Here is a 20,892-nt window from a genome sequence, read left to right on the forward strand (position 1 = left end):
ATAAAAGATAAATTAATTTATGATGAATAGTGTGGATTTAAAAAAACTAACAGTCATTGTTCCAGTATATAACGAGTCGGACTCACTGAATAATTCGATGTCCTCACTACTAGAAGCTTTAGAACAAGTAGAATGGGATTGCCGCTTATTACTTGTTGACGATGGTTCTCAAGATGACTCTTGGACTAAAATAGATAGCCTCGTCACACGTAATAGTTATGTTACTGCGATTAAACTTTCAAAAAACTATGGTAAAGATAAGGCCATCTTAGCTGGGCTTGAATATCAAGATAGTGATTTCTACTTAGTTATTGACTCTGATGGTGAACATCCATTTGAGCGTATTATGGATTTTTTTTCTACAATGAAAAAAAACAAATGGGATATAATTCATGGGATTAAGAAAGGAAGGAGGGGAAGCCCACTGTATAAATTTCTTGCTAGAAGTTATAATAAGGTGTTTCATTCTTTTACCAATGTCCATCTCTTCGAGTCTAGTGACTTCAAACTCTTTAATCGTAGGGTTAGAGATGCTGTAATTTCGTACGGTGATATTGACTTCTTTTTTCGCGCAGTATGCCAAGATGTGGGCTTTAGGTCTACTACTCTAGAGTTTAGTGAAAACCAGAGAGAGCAAGGACAAAGCTCTTGGAGTTTGACGCGGTTATTCTCTTTTGCTTTCAATTCAATTGTATCATTTTCTCATATACCACTATATCTTATTTTATTCTTGGGCTTAATCTCTATTCTCGTTTGCACGATTCTAAGTATAAAACTGGCATTTCAATACGTACTTTATAACAATATCCCTGAAGGGTATACGACCATTATTCTGTTATCTTCAGGAGCGATAGGGATTACCATGATATCTTTAGGAGTTGTCGGTGTCTATTTGTCAAAGATATTCGATCTTACCAAGAATAGGCCTAGATATATCATTGAAAGCGTAATTGGGGATAATAAATAAATGATATTTCATGATTTGACTCTTATCTATGGTTTGAGCATTCTTAGTATTATGCTTGTCTTAGGAGCTTCTCTTAAACTTGGTGAAGGTCTTATTTCATCGATTGTTGTTTTTCTTATTACCGCTGTCTCATCCAATCTGGCTTATTACGCGCTATATTTTTTTGAATGGAATGTGTCATTCTTTTTGCCCGTATTTTTTTTCTCTTTAAGCGTTCTTGTATTCCTTTTTAAAAAAATAGATGTAAAAGACAATGTTAAAATAGAAAAAAGAACGCATTTTCTTGAAATTTATTTCTTTATTGGTGTTTTTTTTATAGTTTTTTTTATTAGAACTTTGTTTGTCCATGAAGCGTCGGCCGGGACACAGTTCTTCCAAGCTTGGAATCCATTATATACTAAATATATAATGGATCATGAAACATTATTTTTCGAGTCAAACGAATATTTAAGAGATGGATTCTTAATTAGCGGTTCTTATTACGCGCCAAACACTTTTGGATTAGTCTTATTGAGTGGTTTCATTCTGGACTTTTCTATCAATGATTTGTTCTATATATATAATGCACTTAATGCACTATCGGTGGTTTACTCTTTTTATATAGCTTTAGTTTTTATAAGGAATAGACACACTATTATTCCTCAGGTTCTTTTTTTTCTATCAATGATACTGTTTTTATTTCTTGATGGGAATATTCGACTGTGGTTTTCCTCAAATGCCTCTGAAGAGTTATTTTTCCTACCTATTCTGTTATCTACCTATTATTTTTATATAAGCATTCTTAACAGAAATAAAAAATACTTTGTTTTAGCAATTGTGTTTTGTTCGTTTTCTATCCATGGGAGAAACTATGGTCTATTTTTTCTTCTTTGCTATGTAATTGCCTACTTCTTATTATTCTATCGAAAAACGTCTCTTTCTGGTAAATTTAGCTATTTGCTTATTGATATAAAGACTTACTGGCCTGCAGTAGCGATTATATCTATTTTGTCCTCAAAAGAGATTGGTCAAATAGTTACCCATGGTTTCAGATTTCCAAGAGAAAGCGTCATTGATATATATGACTACACGTTGTTCTCATTTTTTGGTGGAATTATATCTTCATTTTCCATTGGCTATTTGAATGATGGCTATCATATCAATCCGGCCTCAGTATATTTATTGGGTTTGGTGTTGTTTTTTATATTCTTATTCATAATTTCATTTAGAAGTAATGTGATAGAAATAGATAAAAAAGCGATTGTCTTATTGTTTTTTCCAATTTTAACTGTACTGATCCCGTTATCTTTAGAGGTTATCACTCAGTATCGAAAAAACGTTTATTTTTCAAAATTATATATACATAACAATTTTTTGTTTATTATGTACCCATCATTTATATTAGCATTTTTTGTTAATATCTATAAAGAAAACAAATTTTGGCAAAAAAAATTAAATTATTTCATTGGAGTATATTTATTTTCTATCACAGTCTCCCTATTATTTGTTTTTTACAAGCCAGGGATTCGTCACTCTTCTATAGCGCAAGGGCTAAAACATACGTCAATTGGTGTAGAAAACCGACTAAATAATAATACTCTATACATGAGGCATGAGGAAGGGTTGATGGAAAGAGCTCGAAAATTATATACTGATGAACAACTCATTGAAATTATAACCACTCCGGTTGTATATATGTATTATGAACCAGGTTTGACTTTTAGATACTTCTTTGGAGGAGATTTTTCTTATGATATTGACTTTTGGAGTCCTGCATTTATCACCCTTTTAAATAATGAGAATAGTTTCAAAAATGCAATTTGTCACTTAGGTAGAGTAAACATTTTGGCTTATAATGTAAGTGGTGACTCTCTGAAATATAATAAATTTAATGGCAATGTAATCCCTAGAGAAAAATATATAGAAGTAAATGAATTTTTAAAGTCAGAAAACGTAAAAATCCTGTCGGATTATCATAACTTGACCTTGTACTCACCTAAAAATGAGCATTGTAATTAATATTTATTTCATCAATATTTAATATCACTTTTAGTGTGAAATTGTATTGTAAACCTCCCCTAAACTAGTGGCATACCATTTTAGAGTTCTTCGGCTTAGACTGAGCATAGAAGGAGAACTCGCGATGAAAAAATCACGTTACTCAGAAACACAAATCGTCAAAATCTTAAAAGAAGTGGAAGTTGGTCGTAAGGTCAATGAAGTGTGCCGTGAATACGGCATTTCAGATGCCACCTACTACAACTGGAAAGCCAAATACGGTGGGATGGAAGCCTCTGAAGTCAAACGCCTTAAAGACTTAGAAGAGGAGAATCGTCGCTTGAAAGCCATGTTTGCTGAGTTGAGCTTAGAGCATCGAATTCTCAAAGACATCGTAGAAAAAAAGCTGTAAAGCCAGCGATAAGACGAGAACTGGTTGAGTATGCCAGACAACGGCACAATGCCAGTTTACGTCTTGCTTGTCGCGCAGTTGGCATTAGTGATTCTGTTTATCGATACCAGCCTAAAGCGAATAACGATCATGAAGTGATTGTTGAACTGCAAAAAGCGGTTGAGCGTTATCCAGCCTACGGTTTTAGCAAGTTGCTCAAAATACTTCGTCGGTGGGGACATGGCTGGAATCATAAACGGATATATCGGATTTACTGCGAACTCAAACTCAATAAGCGTCGTAAAGGGAAAAAACGCTTACCAACTCGTTCGCCTGAGCCGCTTAATGTGCCAATGGTAGCTAACCAGTGTTGGTCGATTGACTTTATGAGTGACAGCTTACAGTGCGGACGTCGATTTAGAACCTTCAACGTAGTAGATGACTTCAATCGTGAAGCACTCGCTATCGAAGTGGATTTAAGCCTCCCTGCGCAACGAGTGGTTCGAGTGCTTGAACGAATCATTGCATGGCGAGGTTATCCAGAAAAGTTGCGAATGGATAATGGCCCAGAGTTCATCTCTGTAACGCTGGCGACTTGGGCTGAGGAGCATGATATCAAGCTGGAATTTATCCAACCAGGCAAACCGACTCAGAACTCCTATGTCGAACGATTTAACCGTACGTATCGCACAGAGATCCTCGATATGTATGTGTTCAGAACCTTGAATGACGTGCGTGAGCTAACAGAAAACTGGATACGAGAATACAACGAAGAACGTCCCCATGATGCCCTCAACGATCTGACACCATGGGAATATTTAATGAAGAATGAACAAGCCGAAACCTCTCATTATGGGCGCAACTAATTAGGGGAGGTTTACAGTTGGAAACGGTGGCCCATCAACGTGATCATGGAACCACGGGTACCAAGCCACAACATCTTTACTAGATCGATTACTGCATCACTCACACATCGTACAGATCAGCGGAGAGAGTTATCGGTTAAGGGGCAAAAAGGCCATTGGGACAGTTCCAACTGTCTTACAGAATGAATTACAAAGAACAGACTAATTACGTGGATGGGGCAATTTTACTTCGGCGATCACGCCGATAAGTGGGTCAGTTTTAAGTCGGCGTTGACAATCAAGCTATATTAGTACCTATCTATAAGTATGTGGGTACTAATATAGAGTAATTATTAATAAATCTTTGTTGATAATTACTAGGTAAGTGATAAAGAGTTATTATCATAAGATTATTTGTTTGCAGGGATATGTGCTATCAACAATCCTACTGTAACAAGAAAAATACCTAGAATACATTGTTTAGAAACAGGCTCACCAAAAACAATTCGTCCTGTAATAACTAAAAGTATAGGAAGAAGGGATGTCATCATTCCTGCCCATACCAAAGAGTTATTTTTGAGAATAAATAGCCAAGATATAATGCTAGATACTTGGAAAATAAAGCCTAGTGTCAAAAGAGACAAGCTCTTAAAATCATCGACAATTGATAGCAAGCCCATCGAACTTGCTAGTGATTTTTTATATAAGGTTTGGGAAAGCAAATTTGAAAATAAAAAAACAAACAAACTTAACCATGTTAGGCTGGTAGGCATATTTTTACCAATACAATCAAATAGTTATATGAACAATGTAAAATAAATTACAGTCATAGATTGGTAACTTTAATGGCTCCCATTGAACATTTAGTTTCTTAGGAAAGTAAAAATCGATCAATACTTTCAAGTTACCAATTGCATTTATATGTTCTCTTGCATTAATGTAATCATAGTCTAATCCAACAGATGCGAAATTAGCTTTAGATCTCAAGCTTTGTCCCAATCGCCAAGCGAAGCCAGGATCACATGGGATGAGGATGCTCAATACACCACCAGGTTTTAATACTCTAGTCCATTCTCTTAACACAGAATGTGGATTGGGAAGGTGTTCAAGTATATGTGCGGCTATTACTCTATCAAACTCGTTATCATCGTATGACAGTTTGGTCGCATCTTGAATGCTTACTTCAACTTTCGGATTACTTTGATTAACAGTTTCTAGCATCTCTGGTCTAAGATCAGTCATAACATAGCGATCGTAGCTGTGGTTTACATGTTCAATATGCTGGCCGTTACCTGCACCTACTTCAAGTACTTTGGAAAAGTGAGCATTCGAGTCAAAAAATGCTTCTAACCATTCGTGGCTTTTTTTCAAGAAGTAAGCTGCAGCCCCTTTTTGATAATTTACCGTGTTGTATATTTGAGACCATGACTTCATGTATGTTCTATAGTCCACCTCAGGTCTGATATTTTTCAAAACAAGATCCTTAAATTTCTCGAGTGCCTTACCATATTATTCTCAATAAAGTATGCACCACTTGTCATCTTAAAATTAATCGTTAGCAACATTATGCTACAAAATCTGCTTCAACACCCGATCTGCTTTCACGCGGGTAATCTTACGCATCAGCTTCTGCACTGCCTCCGGATAATCTTCAAACTTCTCTAGTTGCTTGTAGGTGCAGATCAACTGAGTGTGTTGAAGAATATTCGCGACTTCTTGCTCAAATTGCGGCGTTAAATGATGGTAATGATCTTGGATAAAAATACCGTTTTCGAGATCAAGTTTCCAAGCGCGTGGGTTTAAGTTGTTTCCGGTGATAAACATATAACGTTTATCTACCCAAATGCCTTTGAGGTGGAAGCTGTTTTCATCGTGTTTCCACAAGTGAATCGAGAGCTTACGACTGGCGATATTGGCTTCATTGGCCTTGGCAAATAGGCGTAAGTTACGCTCGTACAGATAAGGCAATCCACCAATCGTTTTAAATTCTTCTTCTGGCGAGATGTAAAAGTCATTAGCAGTTTTGTCACCAACCACAATGGTCACTTTTACGCCGCGTCTTAGGGCCTTTTTAACCTCTTTCGCTACACTGCGTGGAAAGTTGAAGTATGGCGTGCAGATGAAAATTTCATCTTTGGCTTTCGCCAATAGCTGATTAATGCCTTGGTTGAGTTTATTGCGCTTTTTCCCCACCCCGACAATCGGTGTGATTGCCACGTGATCTGGTGTGATCTCTTGCGGCTCAAATTGATACTGAGCTTTGGCCAGTAATGCACGCAGTTGGCGAATTTGCGCCTTGATCTCTTTAGTCTCGGGTTTATTGGCACAGGTAAGATCATAAACGGCTGGGTGAGCAACTAACTCGTTTTGCACAAAGTTGACCATGCTGTCTGCCAATGCTTTGTTGCTTATCAGGTGATAGCGGTCAAAACGATAACGTTCTTTATAATTTAGGTAGATGTTATTCAGGCTGGCGCCGCTGTAAAGTACTTGGTCATCAATAATGAAGCCTTTTAGGTGCAACACACCAAACACTTCTCGGCCACGCACAGGTACGCCATAAACAGGAACTTTGTACTGGTGTTTATCAGCAAAGGCTTTGTACATCGCAGCATTGGTTTCACCAGGTTCGGCGCCAATTAGGCCACGTTGTGCACGGTGCCAGTCTACACAGACTGTAATATCTAAGCCTGGGTTACGTTGCTTAGCCTGATAAAGCTCGGTCAATATCTCACGACCAGCTTCGTCATCTTCAAGGTAAAGGGCGACAAGGTAGATTCGTTTACTGGCCTGACGAATCGCTTCAATTAAGCGAATTCGAAAGTCTTTGGCAGCATACAGCGTTTCAAACATCGCTGGATCTTGCGCCAAAGTAGGCAGTTGCTCGAATAAATTCCTATTAGTCATCATGTTGGATGGATTACCTTTACTTACAGTGGACAGGGATATTAGCAAACAAAGCAAGAAGATTCGAGTAGTGGAATACGAGAGTGTGGCAATGTTAGATTCTGAATCACGTTCGTGCCTCACTGTTCAGAATGACGAGATTTGACTTTGGTGTTAACTCTATTTGTTCAGAATGACAACTTTGGGTTATCCGCAGTCTAAGGCGACGTGCGGTGGATCTTATTCAGAATGACGGATTGTTGTAGTATCGCTACTCGCTACTCGCAAGCTAATCTCCCCACCAATAAAGCTCTCGATGCCGTGCTCGGTCTCAAGCAGCACTGCGCCTTGCTCATTGATGCCCTTGGCAATACCGCTTATTTCTCTTGACCCCATGATCAGTTTGATCGGCCGACCAATATAATTATCCAAGCGATTCCAGCGTTCGACAAAACCGTGCATGCCATATACTTCATAGTCACTTAGTGCGCGGTGTAGCGTTTGGATCATCGTGACGGCCAGTTGGTTACGGTCAAACGGTTGCGATTGTGCCACTTCCGTTAGGCTTGTCCACGGTTGGGTAATCCCTTGAGTATCCTCTGCCATCGTCAAGTTCATCCCCATGCCAATCACTAGATTCGCCGCCGCACCTGCTTGGCCTGACATCTCAACTAAAATACCGGCTAATTTTCGATCGTGATAATAGAGATCGTTGGGCCATTTGAGCTTAACGTCGTTTAAACCCAACTCTTCAAGTGCCTCGACAATGGCCACACCAACCACCAAGCTCAGCCCCATCGCCGCCGCCATACCAGCATCTAGGCGCCAGAACATAGATAAATATAAGTTAGCACCAAAAGGCGATACCCATTCACGCCCACGACGTCCACGTCCTTTGGCTTGATACTCCGCGATGCACACGGCGCCAGACTCTAAGCTATCGATGCGTTCGAGCAAATATTGATTGGTCGAATCGATGATGGGAATCAGTTGCACAGGAGTGGTCAGTTGCTTGGAAAGAAGCGCTTGGTCAAGTAACTGCATCGGAGTAGCAAGTTGATACCCTTTGCCTTGCACACTAAAAATATCCACGCCCCATTGCTGAATGCCTTTGACGTGTTTACTAATAGCGGCGCGCGACACACCAAATTTTTCACCGAGCTGCTCGCCAGAATGAAAACCGCCCTGAGCCAATATGTGTAAAATGGCGAGTTTGATTGAGTGATCTTTCATTGGCGCTGCTCCAAAATAGTGTCGAGATTGGTTTCTGCTAGCGCGCCCATAAAACGGACTTCGTGTTCAAGTTTAATCTGATAGCGCTGATAGACGTTGTCGCGTATGTGAGCGGCAAGGTTTACCACATCGTCGGCACTGGCTTGATTGGCATTTATCAGCACCAATGCTTGCTTCGGGTGAACTTGCGCACCGCCGACAGTAAAGCCTTTAAGCTGACATTGATCGATAAGCCAACCCGCGGCGACTTTCATCTGGTCGCCAGCAGGATAGGCAACAATGTTCGGGAATTGCGCTTTAAGTCGTTCAAAGTGGGGCATTGATATGATTGGGTTTTTAAAAAAACTACCGGCATTACCCACTTTTTCTGGATCGGGAAGTTTCTCAATACGAACTTGGCATACACGTTGAAAAATATCGTTGGCACTGATGCCTGCGGTGGAATGATGTTGCTCACCCTTAATCGTTAAGGCGCGCAGTGGGCCGTACTCAATATTGGCTTGCCAAGCTTTGTTGAGTTTCAAGCCAATCGCGGTGATGATGACTTTGCCTTGCAGTTCACGTTTGAAAATCGAGTCTCGATAGCCAAACTGACATGACTCTGCACTGAGCCTTTGTACGGTGAAGTCTTCTAGATCAAGCACATCGACATACTCACAAACATCTTGAAGTTCAGTGCCATACGCGCCAATGTTTTGAATGGGAGCACTGCCACAGCAGCCAGGGATCAACGCTAAGTTTTCAAGTCCAGCATAGCCTTGCTCAACCGACCATTTGACCAGTGATGGCCAATCTTCGCCACCAGCAATGTGTAAGTGCCATGCCGTGTCTGTTTCTGTCACGGTTTTTCCTTGCAGACGATTGAGAATTACCACGCCTTGATAGGCCTGGGTAAACAGCATATTACTGCCTCTGCCCAAAACAAGCTTAGGTAAGCTCACCCAAGCTGGATTTTGATAGATAGCTTTCAAATCGTCGACACAGTGCGCTTTCACTAAGTAAGCGCAAGTCTGAGGAATCGAAAAGGTATGGTAGTGACTTAAGTCTGCGTTGGCTTTAATTTGCATTGCTTTTGCTGGCTAATCTAAACTGCCTGCATTCTACCTCAATTTAGCCCTTGGTTTTAATCTTTGATGAATACGCTGCAGATAGAAACGCTAGACCCAATTAAACTGCCGCTGGTGGCCCGCTTGTATAAAGCGCACTATCCTGCCGGTAAAGCGAAGAAAGATGAACTGACGATTGTCGGCTATTATCAAAGCCAAATTGTCGCCCTAGTGCGTTTGCGTAATGTTGAACAATATCGATTATTAACGGGGATGTTGGTGGTGCCTGACTATCGGCAACATGGTTTTGGTCATCAGCTTATGGCCTTCTGTCAGCAGCAAGTGTTGAAGGTGGGGGATTACTGTTTCGCTTACCAACACCTTGAAGGGTTTTATGCTCAACATGGGTTTCAAACCACTGACTGGATGGCATTGCCTAATAATCTCAAGCCGCTGTTTGAGCGCTATAGCCGAACCAAAAGTTTAGTGGCGATGCAATATATCGAGATGTAAAGCATTTGCTTTATAAAGCGGTTGCTCCATAATATTTAAGTGGTTTAGGGAGCAAACATGAAAAGCGTCGAGAGAATACTACAAACCGTTAAGCGTAGTGGTGCGGTGACCGCAAAGCAAATCGCCGATGAATTAGCGATGACCACTATGGGCGCACGCCAACATTTGCAAGGGCTTGAAGATGACGGGTTGCTCGCGTTTGAAGACGTAAAGGTGAAAGTTGGCCGCCCAACTCGTCACTGGTCTTTGACGCCAAAGGGGCACGCTCAGTTCACCGATCGCCATGGTGAGTTGACGATTCAAATGCTTGAAGCGGTTGAAACCTTGTTCGGCGTAGAAGGGCTACAAAAAGTCGCCGATGAACGTGAAGCCAAAACCTACCGCCTCTATTCCTCCGAGTTGGAGCAATGTCAAACCCTTGAACAAAAGCTGCATCGATTAGTCTCTCTTCGCCAGCAAGACGGTTATATGGCCGAGCTAGAAACGTGGGGTGAGAGCTTTTTATTGATCGAAAACCATTGCCCAATCTGTAAAGCCGCCACTCGTTGCCCCAGTTTATGTCAGTCAGAGCTCAATATCTTTCAGCGCCTGCTTGGCGATAAATTTCACATCGAGCGCACAGAACATATCGTCGAAGGTCAACGACGCTGCGTTTATAAAATCAACAGCTTGGTATAGCTCCCCCTGTATCATTGCTAGGACATCAAGTTCCTCAATACACAATTGCGCTTTTTTCGACTATTTTTAATAGTGGTGTTGATAGTTTAATCAACACTAGAGGAGGCAGCATGAACTCACCGTTAATTAACCAAACCCTTCCGTCATTTGATGAGTTAATGGCGCTAGCAGAAAGTAATCCGATTGCTTTTGCTCAGTTTAAACATCAAATGTGCCAAGAGCTAATTCAATCGGCCTCTGAACCAATGCAAGATCGGCTTTGGGCGCAGCAAAGCCACATCGATCGTGTGGTGGGTAATTGTAAAAATCCTAACCATGCCAATGTGGTTTTGATGCGTGAACTGGTATCGCAAATGGTCAAATTCCAAGATGTGCTCGACAGGGATGTTGATTCTAGACCAAAAGCCGAGATTATCCCTTTTGATCAATGGCGCTAGTTGATTCACAGTAACTTCATCCGCTACCTTCGCTGACCGCATATATGCTACACTGGCAACTAATTAACTATTCTTACATGTAGCGTATTAAAGGAATTAATGTGAGCGGGCAAAATCAACACTCAGTAACTAATCCGTCTTATCCACCTCAAGTGCCGAATTCTTTTCAAACAAATGATGAAATCGATCTCAGAGAGCTTTTTAAGGCTTTGTGGGATGGAAAGGTTATCATTATGGCTTCTACCGTTATTTTTGCGGCTTTCGCCGTGTTATTTGCGTTAAATTCTCAAGAGTGGTGGTCGTCTAATGCCAAAGTTTCTCAACCTCAACCTCAAGATATTGCGGCTTATCAGCAACAGGTAAAACAGTTTCAGCCTGTGTTTGATATCTATCAGGAAGATGGCACTGTTTTGGTTAGTGAAGAGCTGAATGACTTAGTCGATACAGAAGAGCTATTTCAGCGATTTATTGATTCGTTTAACTCTAGTAATAGCAAGCGAGAATTTTTGGACTCAAGCGAAGAGTTTAAAGCATTTAAAGCTAAATTAGAGTTAGATGTAGGTGTAGATGTAGAGAGTGAGGTAGCTTTAGAGGCCCAACGAAAACTCTACGCAGAATGGTTTAAAAAAATAACCGCTACAGCGGAAAAAAACATATCAGAAAGTGTTCCTTATAATATCGCTTTTCAGGCAACGACTAAGGAAAGCAGCTTTAGTTTGCTCAATTCTTACATTGAAGTGATTAAACAAAAAGCACATCAAGATGCCCTCAATAATCTAGATGCCATCATAAGCGGTAAGCGTAACGAACTTGTCCAACAGAAACGCATTTTAGAGACACAGGCATCGAATAAGCTATTAGTAGAAGCTGAGCGAGCAAAATATGCGCTAGATATCGCTCAAGCGGCAGGTGTTGAACAACCGATTCAAACTAACAGTAATAACGAAGTATTTGCTATTGATTTAGGTGCTAAAGCGTTAGCGGCAAAAGTAACCGCATTAAAGTCTTTGAAAAATTTAAGTGTTGTTGAACCTCGCCTGCAGCAGATTGATGCAAAACTTGCTATGTTAGAAAACTTAGCCATTGATCGCTCAATTCAGTTCCAAACATTTCGTTTCTTAGAAAATGTAGAGCAGCCAATTACGCGTGATAAGCCTAAACGTGCCCTCATCGCAGTTTTGGGAACACTGCTTGGTGGTATGCTAGGTGTGGCGATTGTGTTGGTCCGTTTCGCTTTCCGCCGCGAAGAACAAGCGTAACCTTAACATGAGAGGTTGACACTCATCGTTAGCCTCTCAGCTATTAGCCCCCGTCATTCCGGAAACGAGGGACGAGTTATCCGGAATCTAATGTGGCATATGGTGAATTAATGTGGAGTCTGTGAAACCAGATTCTGAATCACGTTCGTACCTCCCTGTTCAGAATGACGTCCTCTTTAGCCCGCTTTTCTAACTCATCACTCAAATCTAACCTTGATCACAAAAAACTTCGCTTTGCCCCTTGGGTTTGTCTTGATTGCCCCTCATATAACTACCACAAGGCTTTGGCGCCTGTTCAAGGCATTATCACATCAACATGGAAATTTTCAGGAGAAGACGACCAATGAACATTCGTCCATTACACGACCGAGTTATTGTAGAACGCCAAGAAGTTGAGTCTAAATCAGCGGGTGGTATTGTTCTTACTGGTTCTGCCGCAGAGAAATCTACTCGCGGTGTTGTTCTTGCTGTAGGTAAAGGCCGCATCCTAGAAAACGGTACAGTGCTACCGTTGGACGTTAAAGTTGGTGATACGGTAATCTTCGCTGAAGGCTACGGTACCAAAACTGAAAAAATCGACGGTAAAGAAGTGCTGGTAATGTCTGAAAACGACATCATGGCAATCGTTGAATAAATAGCAATCATTGAGTAATTTTTTGCTCAAGTTCAAGCATTAATCCAACCAAAGAATTTAGAAAAGGAAACTAAAGATGGCTGCTAAAGACGTTAAATTTGGTAATGACGCACGTATTAAAATGCTAGAAGGTGTCAACGTTCTCGCTGACGCTGTAAAAGTAACGCTCGGTCCTAAAGGCCGTAACGTGGTGCTAGACAAATCTTTTGGTGCACCAACTATCACAAAAGATGGTGTATCAGTCGCACGTGAAATCGAACTTGAAGACAAGTTCCAGAACATGGGCGCGCAAATGGTAAAAGAAGTCGCGTCTCAAGCAAACGACGCTGCTGGTGATGGTACAACTACTGCGACAGTTCTAGCGCAATCTATCATTACTGAAGGCCTTAAAGCGGTTGCAGCGGGCATGAACCCAATGGACCTTAAACGTGGTATTGATAAAGCCGTTATTGCTGCAGTTGAAGAGCTGAAAAAGCTGTCTGTACCATGTGAAGACACCAAAGCTATCGCGCAAGTCGGTACTATCTCTGCAAACTCTGACGTCAGTGTTGGTAACATCATTGCAGAAGCGATGGACAAAGTTGGTCGTGATGGTGTTATCACGGTTGAAGAAGGTCAAGCGCTGCAAGATGAGCTTGATGTGGTAGAAGGTATGCAGTTTGACCGCGGTTACCTGTCACCTTACTTCATCAACAACCAAGAAGCGGGTTCTGTTGAACTAGAAAACCCATTCATTCTTCTGATCGACAAGAAAGTATCTAACATTCGTGAGCTTCTACCGACATTAGAAGCGGTAGCAAAAGCGTCACGTCCGTTATTGATCATTGCGGAAGATGTTGAAGGCGAAGCGCTAGCAACACTGGTTGTCAACAACATGCGCGGTATCGTGAAAGTCGCGGCAGTGAAAGCGCCTGGTTTCGGTGACCGTCGTAAAGCCATGCTACAAGACATTGCGGTTCTAACTGGCGGTACGGTGATTTCTGAAGAAGTGGGTCTAGAGCTTGAAAAAGTAGTACTAGAAGACCTAGGTCAAGCGAAACGTATTGCGATCACTAAAGAAAACACCACCATCATCGATGGTATGGGTGAAGAAGCGATGATCCAAGGTCGCGTGACGCAAATTCGTCAGCAAATCGAAGAAGCGACTTCAGATTACGACAAAGAGAAACTGCAAGAACGCGTTGCTAAGCTCGCGGGCGGTGTTGCTGTGATCAAAGTTGGCGCTGCAACTGAAGTTGAAATGAAAGAGAAGAAAGACCGCGTAGAAGATGCATTGCATGCGACTCGCGCTGCGGTTGAAGAAGGTGTTGTTGCTGGTGGTGGTGTGGCTCTTATCCGCGCTGCTTCTAAGATTGTTGATCTAGAAGGTGACAACGAAGATCAAAACGTTGGTATTCGCGTTGCACTGCGTGCAATGGAATCACCACTTCGTCAAATCACTAAGAACGCTGGTGATGAAGACTCAGTGGTTGCTAACAACGTTAAAGCGGGTGACGGTAGCTACGGTTACAACGCTGCAACGGGTGAGTACGGCGATATGCTTGAAATGGGTATTCTAGACCCAACTAAAGTGACTCGCAGTGCACTTCAGTTCGCGGCATCGGTTGCTGGTCTTATGATCACAACAGAAGCGATGGTTACAGACCTACCAGCTAAAGACTCTTCAGCAATGCCTGATATGGGCGGCATGGGTGGCATGGGTGGTATGGGCGGTATGATGTAATCACCCCCTTGCTATTCATAGTGAAACTGAAAACGGAGACTTCGGTCTCCGTTTTTGTTTTTCTAAGTCCTTAAATTCTGATGCACATAGTCACGAATAAAAGCCACCACTTCTTGCTCAAACCAAGGGTTCTTCTTTAGCCAAAGGGTATTTCTTGGTGATGGATGCGGTAGTGGTAAATAGCTTGGTGCCCAGCGATGCCATTGTTGTACCGTTTCAGTCAGTGTCTTGGGTTTATCTTTTAGATAATAGTTCTGGGCATACTGACCAATCAAGAGCGTCATCGTGATGTTAGGTAGTTGGTCGAGTATGGGCTGATGCCATTTGGGCGCGCACTCCTTTCGCGGCGGCAAATCACCACTGTTGCCTTTGCCCGGATAGCACAATCCCATCGGCATGATTGCCACTTGTCTTGGGTCGTAAAAGGTGTCTTTATCGAGTTGCAGCCATTCTCTCAAGCGATCACCACTGGGATCATTCCACGCAATTGAGCTATGGTGAACTTTTGTTCCTGGGGCTTGACCAATAATGAGTAACTTTGCCGATTGAGAAGCCTGAATGATCGGATTTGCGCCTAGTGGTAGGTGCGGCTCGCATAGACGACAGGCTCTCACTTCACTTAATAGCTTGTCTAGCATCAGTAACCTTTATTGATATCGATAGTATTGACCAAGCTAAAGCCATCTCGCCAACGTTGGTAATTGTCAGTAAAGATCTCGATAACCTGCTCTGGAAAGCTAACGGCGGCAATGTGAGGTGTGACGGTCAGGTTCTCCTGTTGCCAATAAGGGTGTTGCTCGTCGAGAGGTTCTTGTTCAAAAACATCAACAAAGGCGTGCTCGACGGCGCCATTGTTGAGCGCTTCGAGCAGTCCCGCTTGGTGAATCGCATTACCTCGTCCAACATTAAACAGCAGTACATTGTTGCAGTGCGCTAAACTCTCGCTATTTAGAATATGATGAGTTTCTGGAGTGTTGGGTAAGGTGTTGACGACAATATCGGCTTGCGCGAGGGCGGTCGCGAGCTCTTGAATATGGTAGGTGGCAGCAAAAGGGGAGTGTTTCGTTGGGATGCCACTACGATTGACTCCGATCGGTTCAATGGCCAACGTTTTGACCGCTTGAGCAAGGTAGGCGCCAATTGATCCTGTGCCCAGAATCACCATCTTTTTTCCGGTTAGCGATTGATAAGGCTTGGGCGCCCACTGACATTGGCTCTGCTGATGGCGGTAATGATTAAAGTGACGATAATGCTCGATGCAATACCCCAGAACATACTCGCTAATTTGCTGGCCAAAGATGCCTTTGACATTCGTCAGTTGGCCTTCAAATTGATTGAGTTTGGGGACGAGAGCATCGACGCCAGCGTAAATCGACTGTATCCACTCAATATGCGAAAACTCATTGATGCGCTTGGCCGCTTTGGGTGGTGAAGCGAGTAGGATGGTTGCTTGGCTTGGATCTGAGGTGATCGCTAAGTCGGGCAGTGCGGCTTGCTCAAGTAACTGCTGGTACTTGTCGTTGTGTTCCGTCATCAGGTAGAGGTTATGAGTAAAATTGTTCATCAGCTTGCTTTTTTCCCTGTTGGTTATCAAGTAAACTCTCGCTGTCTATTTCAGCAACCAATGAGTCTCTATGCTACAGAATCCTCTTCAACTTCGCCTTGAGAAGTTAGAACCCTGGAAACAGATTACCTTTATGGCCTGTCTGTGTGAACGCATGTACCCAAACTACGCCATGTTTTGTGATAGCACCCAGTTTGCACAAGCGCGAGTCTATCGCGATATTATCGATAGTATTTGGGAGCAACTGACGGTAAAAACCGCCAAGGTTAACTTTGAGCATCAGCTAGAGAAGTTAGAAGAGATCATTCCAAGCTCGGAAGATTTTGAGTTTTATGGTGTTTACCCGGCGATTGACGCCTGTGTCTCTTTGTCTCATTTGCTACATGGCCTGCTTGATCGCGATTATCTGTATGAAAACATGCATAAGGTCAGTCAGCAGTCAGTCATGACTGTTGCCCAGCTAGAAGAAGCGCAAAGCGGTGAAGCGATCACTAATGAAAACCAAAAGCAGAATGAATCGGTCTGCGCTGAGTGGGATGTTCAGTGGGCGATTTTTAGGCCGTTACGAGAAGCCGAAGAGCGTGATATTGACCTGATTAAAGACCTGCGTTCTGAGTTGCGCGATGAAGGCGTGAGTAATATTGGGGTTCAAATTTAGAAGGTTATTAGCGACGAGCTCCGAGTTTCTCGAAGCTCGCCACTGGGTCTACGGCTCTTTGCTCTGATTCAGGGGTTGATCCTCTGTTGGGCTGGCCTCGATTTGAGCGGCCGATTCATCTTCGTCCTCATCGTCATCGCGGCTCTCAATCACGCCGTGAGTTTCTTTCCAGCGCTCCCAACGTTCAAAAGCGAGCTCTTGCATGTCTGTCGCGTGGTCGGCTTCATCGACAATTTTCTCTCCGACCAAGTGCTCGAAGACATCTTCCAATGTCAAAATACCCTGAATGGTGCCGTACTCATCGACAATCATTGCCAGCTGTAGGCGGTTTGTCATCATCTGTTCAAATGCTTTCGGCAACCTCATGGTATTCAGCAACACATGCAGAGGGCGCATAAATGTGCCAAGCGGTTTGTTTCCGTGACCAGCTTGCTGCAATTTGAACAGCTCAAGTCGATGGACGAAGCCAAGGATGTTGTCTTTCGATTGGCTATACACCAATGGGCGCGAAAACGGGGTATCTTTATGCTCAATGAGAAAATCATCAATGGTTGTTTCTGCATTGACACGAAATACCACCGGGCGCGGCGTCATCACTTGAGTGACTGGCACATCTTGAATGCCGAGCAGGTTGGTGAGAATTTTTGATTCACCTTCAGCAAACTCGCCACTTTCACGCGCTAAGATCGCCATCGCAGATAACTCGTCACGCATTTTCGGTGGCTGATGGCCACGAGCAAGACGTTTGGTGATTTGCTCTGAAAACCACACAAACGGGGTCAGTGCCCACACCATCCAGCGCAGTATAACTGCCGCTGCCGGAGCAAGTTGACGCCAGTAAGTCGCGCCAATGGTCTTTGGCACAATTTCCGACAGCACCAAAATACCTAGGGTTAATACGCCTGAGAACACCCCCAACCACTCACTGCCAAATACGACAGTCGCCTGAGCACCAGCACTGGCGGCACCAATGGTGTGCGCAATGGTGTTCAGAGTCAGAATCGACGCTAAGGGGCGATCGATATCTGCTTTAAGCTTGCTGAGCTTATCGGCAGCAGGGTGATCTTGTTGGCGAAGCTGAGCTAAGTAACTTGGCGTAATACTCAGTAACACCGCTTCTAAAACGGAGCATATAAACGATACGCCAATGGCAATTGAAACGTATAGAGTTAGCAGAAACATAAATGTCCTATGTCAGTTCACTCGCATCTAACTTTGCAAGAGAAGGGGTGCTTCTCTTACCTGTGCATTATTGATATGAGCGTTTTATATTCGCTTTAAGCCCCACAATAACAGGCATCTTGAGCTTTTGCAGGTTAATAAATAAGGCTAAAAGTGGTTAAAAACAAGTATTAACGTTTGTTGATAGAGTAACAAATTGTGAGTTAATACTCAGATTATGGTTAAAAGTACGTCATGAGAGCGAAAGATCGCTTACAAACCTTTGCCAGATGGGGCATTTATGCTTTAGAGTGAGCTGAATTCGATAACATATGAGAAGGGAAACCTAATGAACAAGACCCAATTAATCGACTTTATCGCAGAAAAAGCAGACCTATCTAAAGCACAAGCTAAGGCTGCTCTTGAAGCAACTCTTGATGGTGTGACTGATGCACTTAAAGAGGGTGACCAGGTTCAACTAATTGGTTTTGGTACATTCAAAGTTAACCACCGTGCAGCTCGTACTGGCCGCAACCCAAAAACTGGTGCTGAAATTCAAATCGCTGCTGCAAACGTACCAGCATTCGTAGCAGGCAAAGCACTTAAAGATGCAGTAAAATAATTTATTACTGAATCCAGAGTTTTAAACTCAAACTGTATATAATACGCCAAGGTAGTCTCTATCTTGGCGTATATTTATTTTATGACGATGAAAAAATTACTGACCTCTGCATTGGTTACTGCTCTTGTTGTTGGCTGTTCATCACAGGTGACAACCGCTAGTCTTGAGCAGTTTTCCAACTACACAGGGGGGCAAACCATCGGTGATGCAACCAGCTTATACTGGTATACCGAGCGAGCGACCTTTCCTTATTCTGCCGGAGACTATGTCAGCGCCGGAGACTATGGTTGGTATCAAAGCGACTATCGCTGGAGTGATGGCAACCTAAGAGAGCTGATTCGCCAAGGTGAGCAGTTAAAAGATAACCTCGTTTTAGTGCCGTACCGTATTCATGTGCGTTTCGATAAGCAAGGTGATGCGATTTATCAGCAGTATCGCCTTGATGGTAAGGTACTGCCGCTTAAAAATGATAAGTTGCAATGGCTACAGCAAGAAGCGCGCAATATCCCACCGCTGACGAAAAGCCAATCAAGTAATGGATTAAAATTAATTCAGGGCTATTGGGATGGTTCGACCTTTGAGACCTGCTCGGGACGAAGCTACGACCAAGTAGAATTTAATGAGACATTGCCAAGTTTTGTGGTGAATCGCCTTTCGACGCTAGACAGTTACGTCGCTTTTTTGGGCGCCACACGCAATAGCAAGATTGTGGTTAATCAGCTTCTGATGCTCGCTGATGATGATCATGACTGTATCGAGCAGCCTAGTTTGATTGAAGACGAGTTGTAGAGTGCTTCAATCAAAATATCAAACAGCAAAAAGGCTTGGTCTTATGACCAAGCCTTTTTAATTATACGCTGCTCGAAGCTTAAGATTTATTGCTGCTGTTCGCGTTCAATCGCTCGGTAGCCAATGTCATTGCGATGGAACATGCCGTTCCAGCTAACTTGCTTAGTTAACGCGTAGGCGCGTTCCTGAGCCTCAGAAACCGTGTTACCAAGTGCCGTGGCACAAAGAACACGACCGCCGTTTGTCACAACGTCGCCAGCCTCGTTATTTGTTGTACCCGCGTGGAAGATTTTCTGTCCTTCAACTTCACTTGTTGGCAGTGAAATAACATCACCTTTTGCATAATCAGCAGGGTAACCGCCAGCGGCAAGAACAACACCGATAGACGCGCGTGGATCCCATTTCGATTCTGCTTCGTCGAGCTTCTCGTCAATCGCCATTAAACATAGCTCAACAAGATCCGATTCCATACGCATCATGATAGGCTGCGTCTCTGGATCACCAAAGCGGCAGTTGTACTCGATCACTTTTGGTGTGCCGTCTTTATCGATCATCAGGCCCGCGTAGAGGAAACCCGTGTAAGTTGCGCCTTCTGCATCCATACCACGAACCGTTGGGTAGATAACCTCTTCAAGGATACGATTGTGGATTTCAGGTGTTACCACTGGCGCTGGCGAGTAGGCACCCATGCCGCCAGTGTTAGGACCGGTATCTTTGTCGCCCACACGTTTGTGGTCTTGGCTGGTGGCCATAGGAAGCACGCTAGAGCCATCAACCATAACGATGAAGCTGGCTTCTTCGCCTTCAAGAAACTCTTCGATAACAACGCGGCTGCCCGCTTCGCCAAAGGCATTACCTGCCAACATGTCTTTAATGGCGTCTTCGGCTTCTGCAAGGGTCATTGCCACGATAACACCCTTACCAGCCGCCAGACCGTCGGCCTTAACCACGATAGGCGCACCTTGCTCGCGAACGTAAGCCAGTGCTGGCTCAATCTCAGTGAAATTTGCGTAGTGACCCGTTGGGATATCGTGACGTGCTAAAAAGTCTTTAGTGAAGGCTTTCGAGCCTTCAAGCTGCGCGGCCGCTTGAGTTGGACCAAAGATAGGTAGGCCTACTTCGCGGAAGGCGTCAACCACACCGATAACCAATGGCGCTTCAGGGCCTACGATGGTCAGTTCGATTTTCTTCTCTTGCGCAAATGCGACTAAACCAGCGATGTCTTCAACGCCAATGTTGACGTTCTCCAGTTTAGGCTCAAGTGCAGTACCTGCGTTACCTGGTGCAATGAAGACTGTCTCAACATTTGGGTTTTGTGCTGCTTTCCAACCTAGCGCATGTTCACGACCGCCAGCACCAATAATTAAAACTCGCATATCTAATTCCTTAAAACTAAATTTTGTCATTCCAGAAACGAGGAACGAGTTATCTGGAATCTAGTAATTACATTCGCGTCAATGGATTCTGAATCACGCTCGTGCCTCGCTGTTCAGAATGACGACAAGTCAT

Annotated in this window: 21 protein-coding genes and 1 pseudogene; 13 read left to right on the forward strand and 9 right to left on the reverse strand. The window is 43.2% G+C overall.

Features of this window, described 5'->3' with window-relative positions:
• Window positions 1-19: 19 nt before the first annotated feature.
• The 4 genes and pseudogenes from ViNHUV68_RS00795 to ViNHUV68_RS00810 all read left to right on the forward strand — a co-directional run.
• Window positions 20-967, forward strand: a complete 948-nt coding sequence (locus ViNHUV68_RS00795; protein WP_391088899.1) for a glycosyltransferase — start codon at window positions 20-22, stop codon at window positions 965-967.
• Window positions 968-2,965, forward strand: coding sequence for a hypothetical protein (locus tag ViNHUV68_RS00800; RefSeq protein ID WP_391088901.1), 1,998 nt, complete (start codon window positions 968-970; stop codon window positions 2,963-2,965).
• Window positions 2,966-3,089: 124 nt separating this feature from the next.
• Window positions 3,090-4,201 (forward strand): IS3 family transposase gene (locus ViNHUV68_RS00805; RefSeq protein WP_391088903.1). Its coding sequence is split into 2 segments (ribosomal slippage): window positions 3,090-3,351 and window positions 3,351-4,201, totalling 1,113 coding nucleotides; the frame shifts between segments, so codons are not numbered across the junction.
• A 67-nt stretch (window positions 4,202-4,268) separates the two neighbouring features.
• Window positions 4,269-4,406, forward strand: a pseudogene (locus ViNHUV68_RS00810) (ATP-binding protein); the annotation flags it as partial.
• 184 nt (window positions 4,407-4,590) lie between these two features.
• On the opposite strand, the gene ViNHUV68_RS00815 reads toward ViNHUV68_RS00810, so the two are convergent.
• The 5 genes from ViNHUV68_RS00815 to murB all read right to left on the reverse strand — a co-directional run bounded on the left by ViNHUV68_RS00815 (window position 4,591) and on the right by murB (window position 9,366).
• Window positions 4,591-4,953, reverse strand: coding sequence for a hypothetical protein (locus ViNHUV68_RS00815; RefSeq protein WP_391088905.1), 363 nt, complete (start codon window positions 4,951-4,953; stop codon window positions 4,591-4,593).
• Between the two features lie 16 nt (window positions 4,954-4,969).
• Window positions 4,970-5,653: a methyltransferase domain-containing protein gene (locus tag ViNHUV68_RS00820; RefSeq protein ID WP_391088907.1), complete on the reverse strand. Its 684-nt coding sequence runs from the start codon at window positions 5,651-5,653 to the stop codon at window positions 4,970-4,972.
• Window positions 5,654-5,749: 96 nt separating this feature from the next.
• Window positions 5,750-7,090 (reverse strand): CDP-diacylglycerol--serine O-phosphatidyltransferase, encoded by a 1,341-nt coding sequence (gene pssA / locus ViNHUV68_RS00825; protein ID WP_038176157.1) that lies wholly within the window; start codon window positions 7,088-7,090, stop codon window positions 5,750-5,752.
• A 216-nt stretch (window positions 7,091-7,306) separates the two neighbouring features.
• The gene (birA, locus tag ViNHUV68_RS00830; protein ID WP_391088909.1) at window positions 7,307-8,299 is read right to left on the reverse strand and encodes a bifunctional biotin--[acetyl-CoA-carboxylase] ligase/biotin operon repressor BirA; all 993 of its coding nucleotides are present in this window, start codon (window positions 8,297-8,299) and stop codon (window positions 7,307-7,309) included.
• The gene (murB, locus tag ViNHUV68_RS00835; RefSeq protein WP_391088911.1) at window positions 8,296-9,366 is read right to left on the reverse strand and encodes a UDP-N-acetylmuramate dehydrogenase; all 1,071 of its coding nucleotides are present in this window, start codon (window positions 9,364-9,366) and stop codon (window positions 8,296-8,298) included. The genes birA and murB overlap by 4 nt, the downstream gene beginning before the upstream one ends.
• A 66-nt stretch (window positions 9,367-9,432) precedes the next feature.
• On the opposite strand from murB, the gene ViNHUV68_RS00840 reads away from it, so the two are divergent.
• The 6 genes from ViNHUV68_RS00840 (at window position 9,433) to groL (ending at window position 14,589) form a co-directional block, all read left to right on the forward strand.
• On the forward strand, window positions 9,433-9,858 hold the full coding sequence (locus tag ViNHUV68_RS00840) for a GNAT family N-acetyltransferase (protein WP_391088913.1): 426 nt from the start codon (window positions 9,433-9,435) through the stop codon (window positions 9,856-9,858).
• A 57-nt stretch (window positions 9,859-9,915) separates the two neighbouring features.
• Window positions 9,916-10,536: a helix-turn-helix transcriptional regulator gene (locus ViNHUV68_RS00845; protein ID WP_391088915.1), complete on the forward strand. Its 621-nt coding sequence runs from the start codon at window positions 9,916-9,918 to the stop codon at window positions 10,534-10,536.
• A 110-nt stretch (window positions 10,537-10,646) separates the two neighbouring features.
• Complete coding sequence (locus ViNHUV68_RS00850; protein ID WP_038176162.1) at window positions 10,647-10,973, forward strand: DUF3135 domain-containing protein; 327 nt, start codon at window positions 10,647-10,649, stop codon at window positions 10,971-10,973.
• 101 nt (window positions 10,974-11,074) lie between these two features.
• Complete coding sequence (locus ViNHUV68_RS00855) at window positions 11,075-12,232, forward strand: Wzz/FepE/Etk N-terminal domain-containing protein (RefSeq protein ID WP_391088916.1); 1,158 nt, start codon at window positions 11,075-11,077, stop codon at window positions 12,230-12,232.
• Window positions 12,233-12,575: 343 nt separating this feature from the next.
• Complete coding sequence (locus ViNHUV68_RS00860) at window positions 12,576-12,866, forward strand: co-chaperone GroES (RefSeq protein WP_004410737.1); 291 nt, start codon at window positions 12,576-12,578, stop codon at window positions 12,864-12,866.
• Window positions 12,867-12,942: 76 nt separating this feature from the next.
• Window positions 12,943-14,589: a chaperonin GroEL gene (gene groL, locus ViNHUV68_RS00865; protein WP_038176163.1), complete on the forward strand. Its 1,647-nt coding sequence runs from the start codon at window positions 12,943-12,945 to the stop codon at window positions 14,587-14,589.
• A gap of 62 nt (window positions 14,590-14,651) precedes the next feature.
• Here groL and ViNHUV68_RS00870 read toward each other — a convergent pair whose 3' ends face one another.
• Together ViNHUV68_RS00870 and ViNHUV68_RS00875 are read right to left on the reverse strand one after the other, a co-directional pair.
• Complete coding sequence (locus ViNHUV68_RS00870; protein ID WP_391088919.1) at window positions 14,652-15,227, reverse strand: uracil-DNA glycosylase family protein; 576 nt, start codon at window positions 15,225-15,227, stop codon at window positions 14,652-14,654.
• On the reverse strand, window positions 15,227-16,153 hold the full coding sequence (locus tag ViNHUV68_RS00875; RefSeq protein ID WP_391088921.1) for an NAD(P)-dependent oxidoreductase: 927 nt from the start codon (window positions 16,151-16,153) through the stop codon (window positions 15,227-15,229). Before ViNHUV68_RS00875 ends, ViNHUV68_RS00870 begins: the two co-directional genes overlap by 1 nt.
• Before the next feature lie 70 nt (window positions 16,154-16,223).
• Here ViNHUV68_RS00875 and ViNHUV68_RS00880 point away from each other — a divergent pair, with 70 nt between their 5' ends.
• Window positions 16,224-16,811, forward strand: coding sequence for a YjaG family protein (locus ViNHUV68_RS00880; protein WP_038175067.1), 588 nt, complete (start codon window positions 16,224-16,226; stop codon window positions 16,809-16,811).
• Window positions 16,812-16,859: 48 nt separating this feature from the next.
• Here the strand turns inward: ViNHUV68_RS00880 and ViNHUV68_RS00885 are convergent, their stop codons facing one another.
• A complete protein-coding gene (locus tag ViNHUV68_RS00885) occupies window positions 16,860-17,993 on the reverse strand; it encodes a CNNM domain-containing protein (protein WP_391088923.1) in 1,134 nt (377 codons plus the stop codon).
• Window positions 17,994-18,321: 328 nt separating this feature from the next.
• Here ViNHUV68_RS00885 and hupA point away from each other — a divergent pair, with 328 nt between their 5' ends.
• On the forward strand, window positions 18,322-18,594 hold the full coding sequence (hupA, locus tag ViNHUV68_RS00890) for a nucleoid-associated protein HU-alpha (protein WP_021707210.1): 273 nt from the start codon (window positions 18,322-18,324) through the stop codon (window positions 18,592-18,594).
• 87 nt (window positions 18,595-18,681) lie between these two features.
• A complete protein-coding gene (locus ViNHUV68_RS00895) occupies window positions 18,682-19,383 on the forward strand; it encodes a DUF1481 domain-containing protein (protein WP_391090231.1) in 702 nt (233 codons plus the stop codon).
• Window positions 19,384-19,469: 86 nt separating this feature from the next.
• Here the strand turns inward: ViNHUV68_RS00895 and purD are convergent, their stop codons facing one another.
• A complete protein-coding gene (gene purD, locus ViNHUV68_RS00900; RefSeq protein WP_391088925.1) occupies window positions 19,470-20,759 on the reverse strand; it encodes a phosphoribosylamine--glycine ligase in 1,290 nt (429 codons plus the stop codon).
• Window positions 20,760-20,892 lie beyond the last annotated feature (133 nt).

The sequence above is a fragment of the Vibrio sp. NH-UV-68 genome (assembly GCF_042940635.1).
Lineage (GTDB): Bacteria > Pseudomonadota > Gammaproteobacteria > Enterobacterales > Vibrionaceae > Vibrio > Vibrio pacinii.

Excerpts from the sequence above, each read along its gene's own strand:
- ViNHUV68_RS00885 (WP_391088923.1), bottom strand. The coding sequence starts at position 17,993 with ATGTTTCTGCTAACTCTATACGTTTCAATTGCCATTGGCGTATCGTTT.
- purD (WP_391088925.1), bottom strand. The coding sequence starts at position 20,759 with ATGCGAGTTTTAATTATTGGTGCTGGCGGTCGTGAACATGCGCTAGGT.
- pssA (WP_038176157.1), bottom strand. The coding sequence starts at position 7,090 with ATGATGACTAATAGGAATTTATTCGAGCAACTGCCTACTTTGGCGCAA.
- ViNHUV68_RS00815 (WP_391088905.1), bottom strand. The coding sequence starts at position 4,953 with ATGCCTACCAGCCTAACATGGTTAAGTTTGTTTGTTTTTTTATTTTCA.
- ViNHUV68_RS00840 (WP_391088913.1), top strand. The coding sequence starts at position 9,433 with ATGAATACGCTGCAGATAGAAACGCTAGACCCAATTAAACTGCCGCTG.
- groL (WP_038176163.1), top strand. The coding sequence starts at position 12,943 with ATGGCTGCTAAAGACGTTAAATTTGGTAATGACGCACGTATTAAAATG.
- ViNHUV68_RS00875 (WP_391088921.1), bottom strand. The coding sequence starts at position 16,153 with ATGAACAATTTTACTCATAACCTCTACCTGATGACGGAACACAACGAC.
- birA (WP_391088909.1), bottom strand. The coding sequence starts at position 8,299 with ATGAAAGATCACTCAATCAAACTCGCCATTTTACACATATTGGCTCAG.
- murB (WP_391088911.1), bottom strand. The coding sequence starts at position 9,366 with ATGCAAATTAAAGCCAACGCAGACTTAAGTCACTACCATACCTTTTCG.
- ViNHUV68_RS00895 (WP_391090231.1), top strand. The coding sequence starts at position 18,682 with ATGAAAAAATTACTGACCTCTGCATTGGTTACTGCTCTTGTTGTTGGC.
- ViNHUV68_RS00870 (WP_391088919.1), bottom strand. The coding sequence starts at position 15,227 with ATGCTAGACAAGCTATTAAGTGAAGTGAGAGCCTGTCGTCTATGCGAG.
- ViNHUV68_RS00850 (WP_038176162.1), top strand. The coding sequence starts at position 10,647 with ATGAACTCACCGTTAATTAACCAAACCCTTCCGTCATTTGATGAGTTA.
- ViNHUV68_RS00800 (WP_391088901.1), top strand. The coding sequence starts at position 968 with ATGATATTTCATGATTTGACTCTTATCTATGGTTTGAGCATTCTTAGT.
- ViNHUV68_RS00860 (WP_004410737.1), top strand. The coding sequence starts at position 12,576 with ATGAACATTCGTCCATTACACGACCGAGTTATTGTAGAACGCCAAGAA.
- hupA (WP_021707210.1), top strand. The coding sequence starts at position 18,322 with ATGAACAAGACCCAATTAATCGACTTTATCGCAGAAAAAGCAGACCTA.
- ViNHUV68_RS00795 (WP_391088899.1), top strand. The coding sequence starts at position 20 with ATGATGAATAGTGTGGATTTAAAAAAACTAACAGTCATTGTTCCAGTA.
- ViNHUV68_RS00880 (WP_038175067.1), top strand. The coding sequence starts at position 16,224 with ATGCTACAGAATCCTCTTCAACTTCGCCTTGAGAAGTTAGAACCCTGG.
- ViNHUV68_RS00845 (WP_391088915.1), top strand. The coding sequence starts at position 9,916 with ATGAAAAGCGTCGAGAGAATACTACAAACCGTTAAGCGTAGTGGTGCG.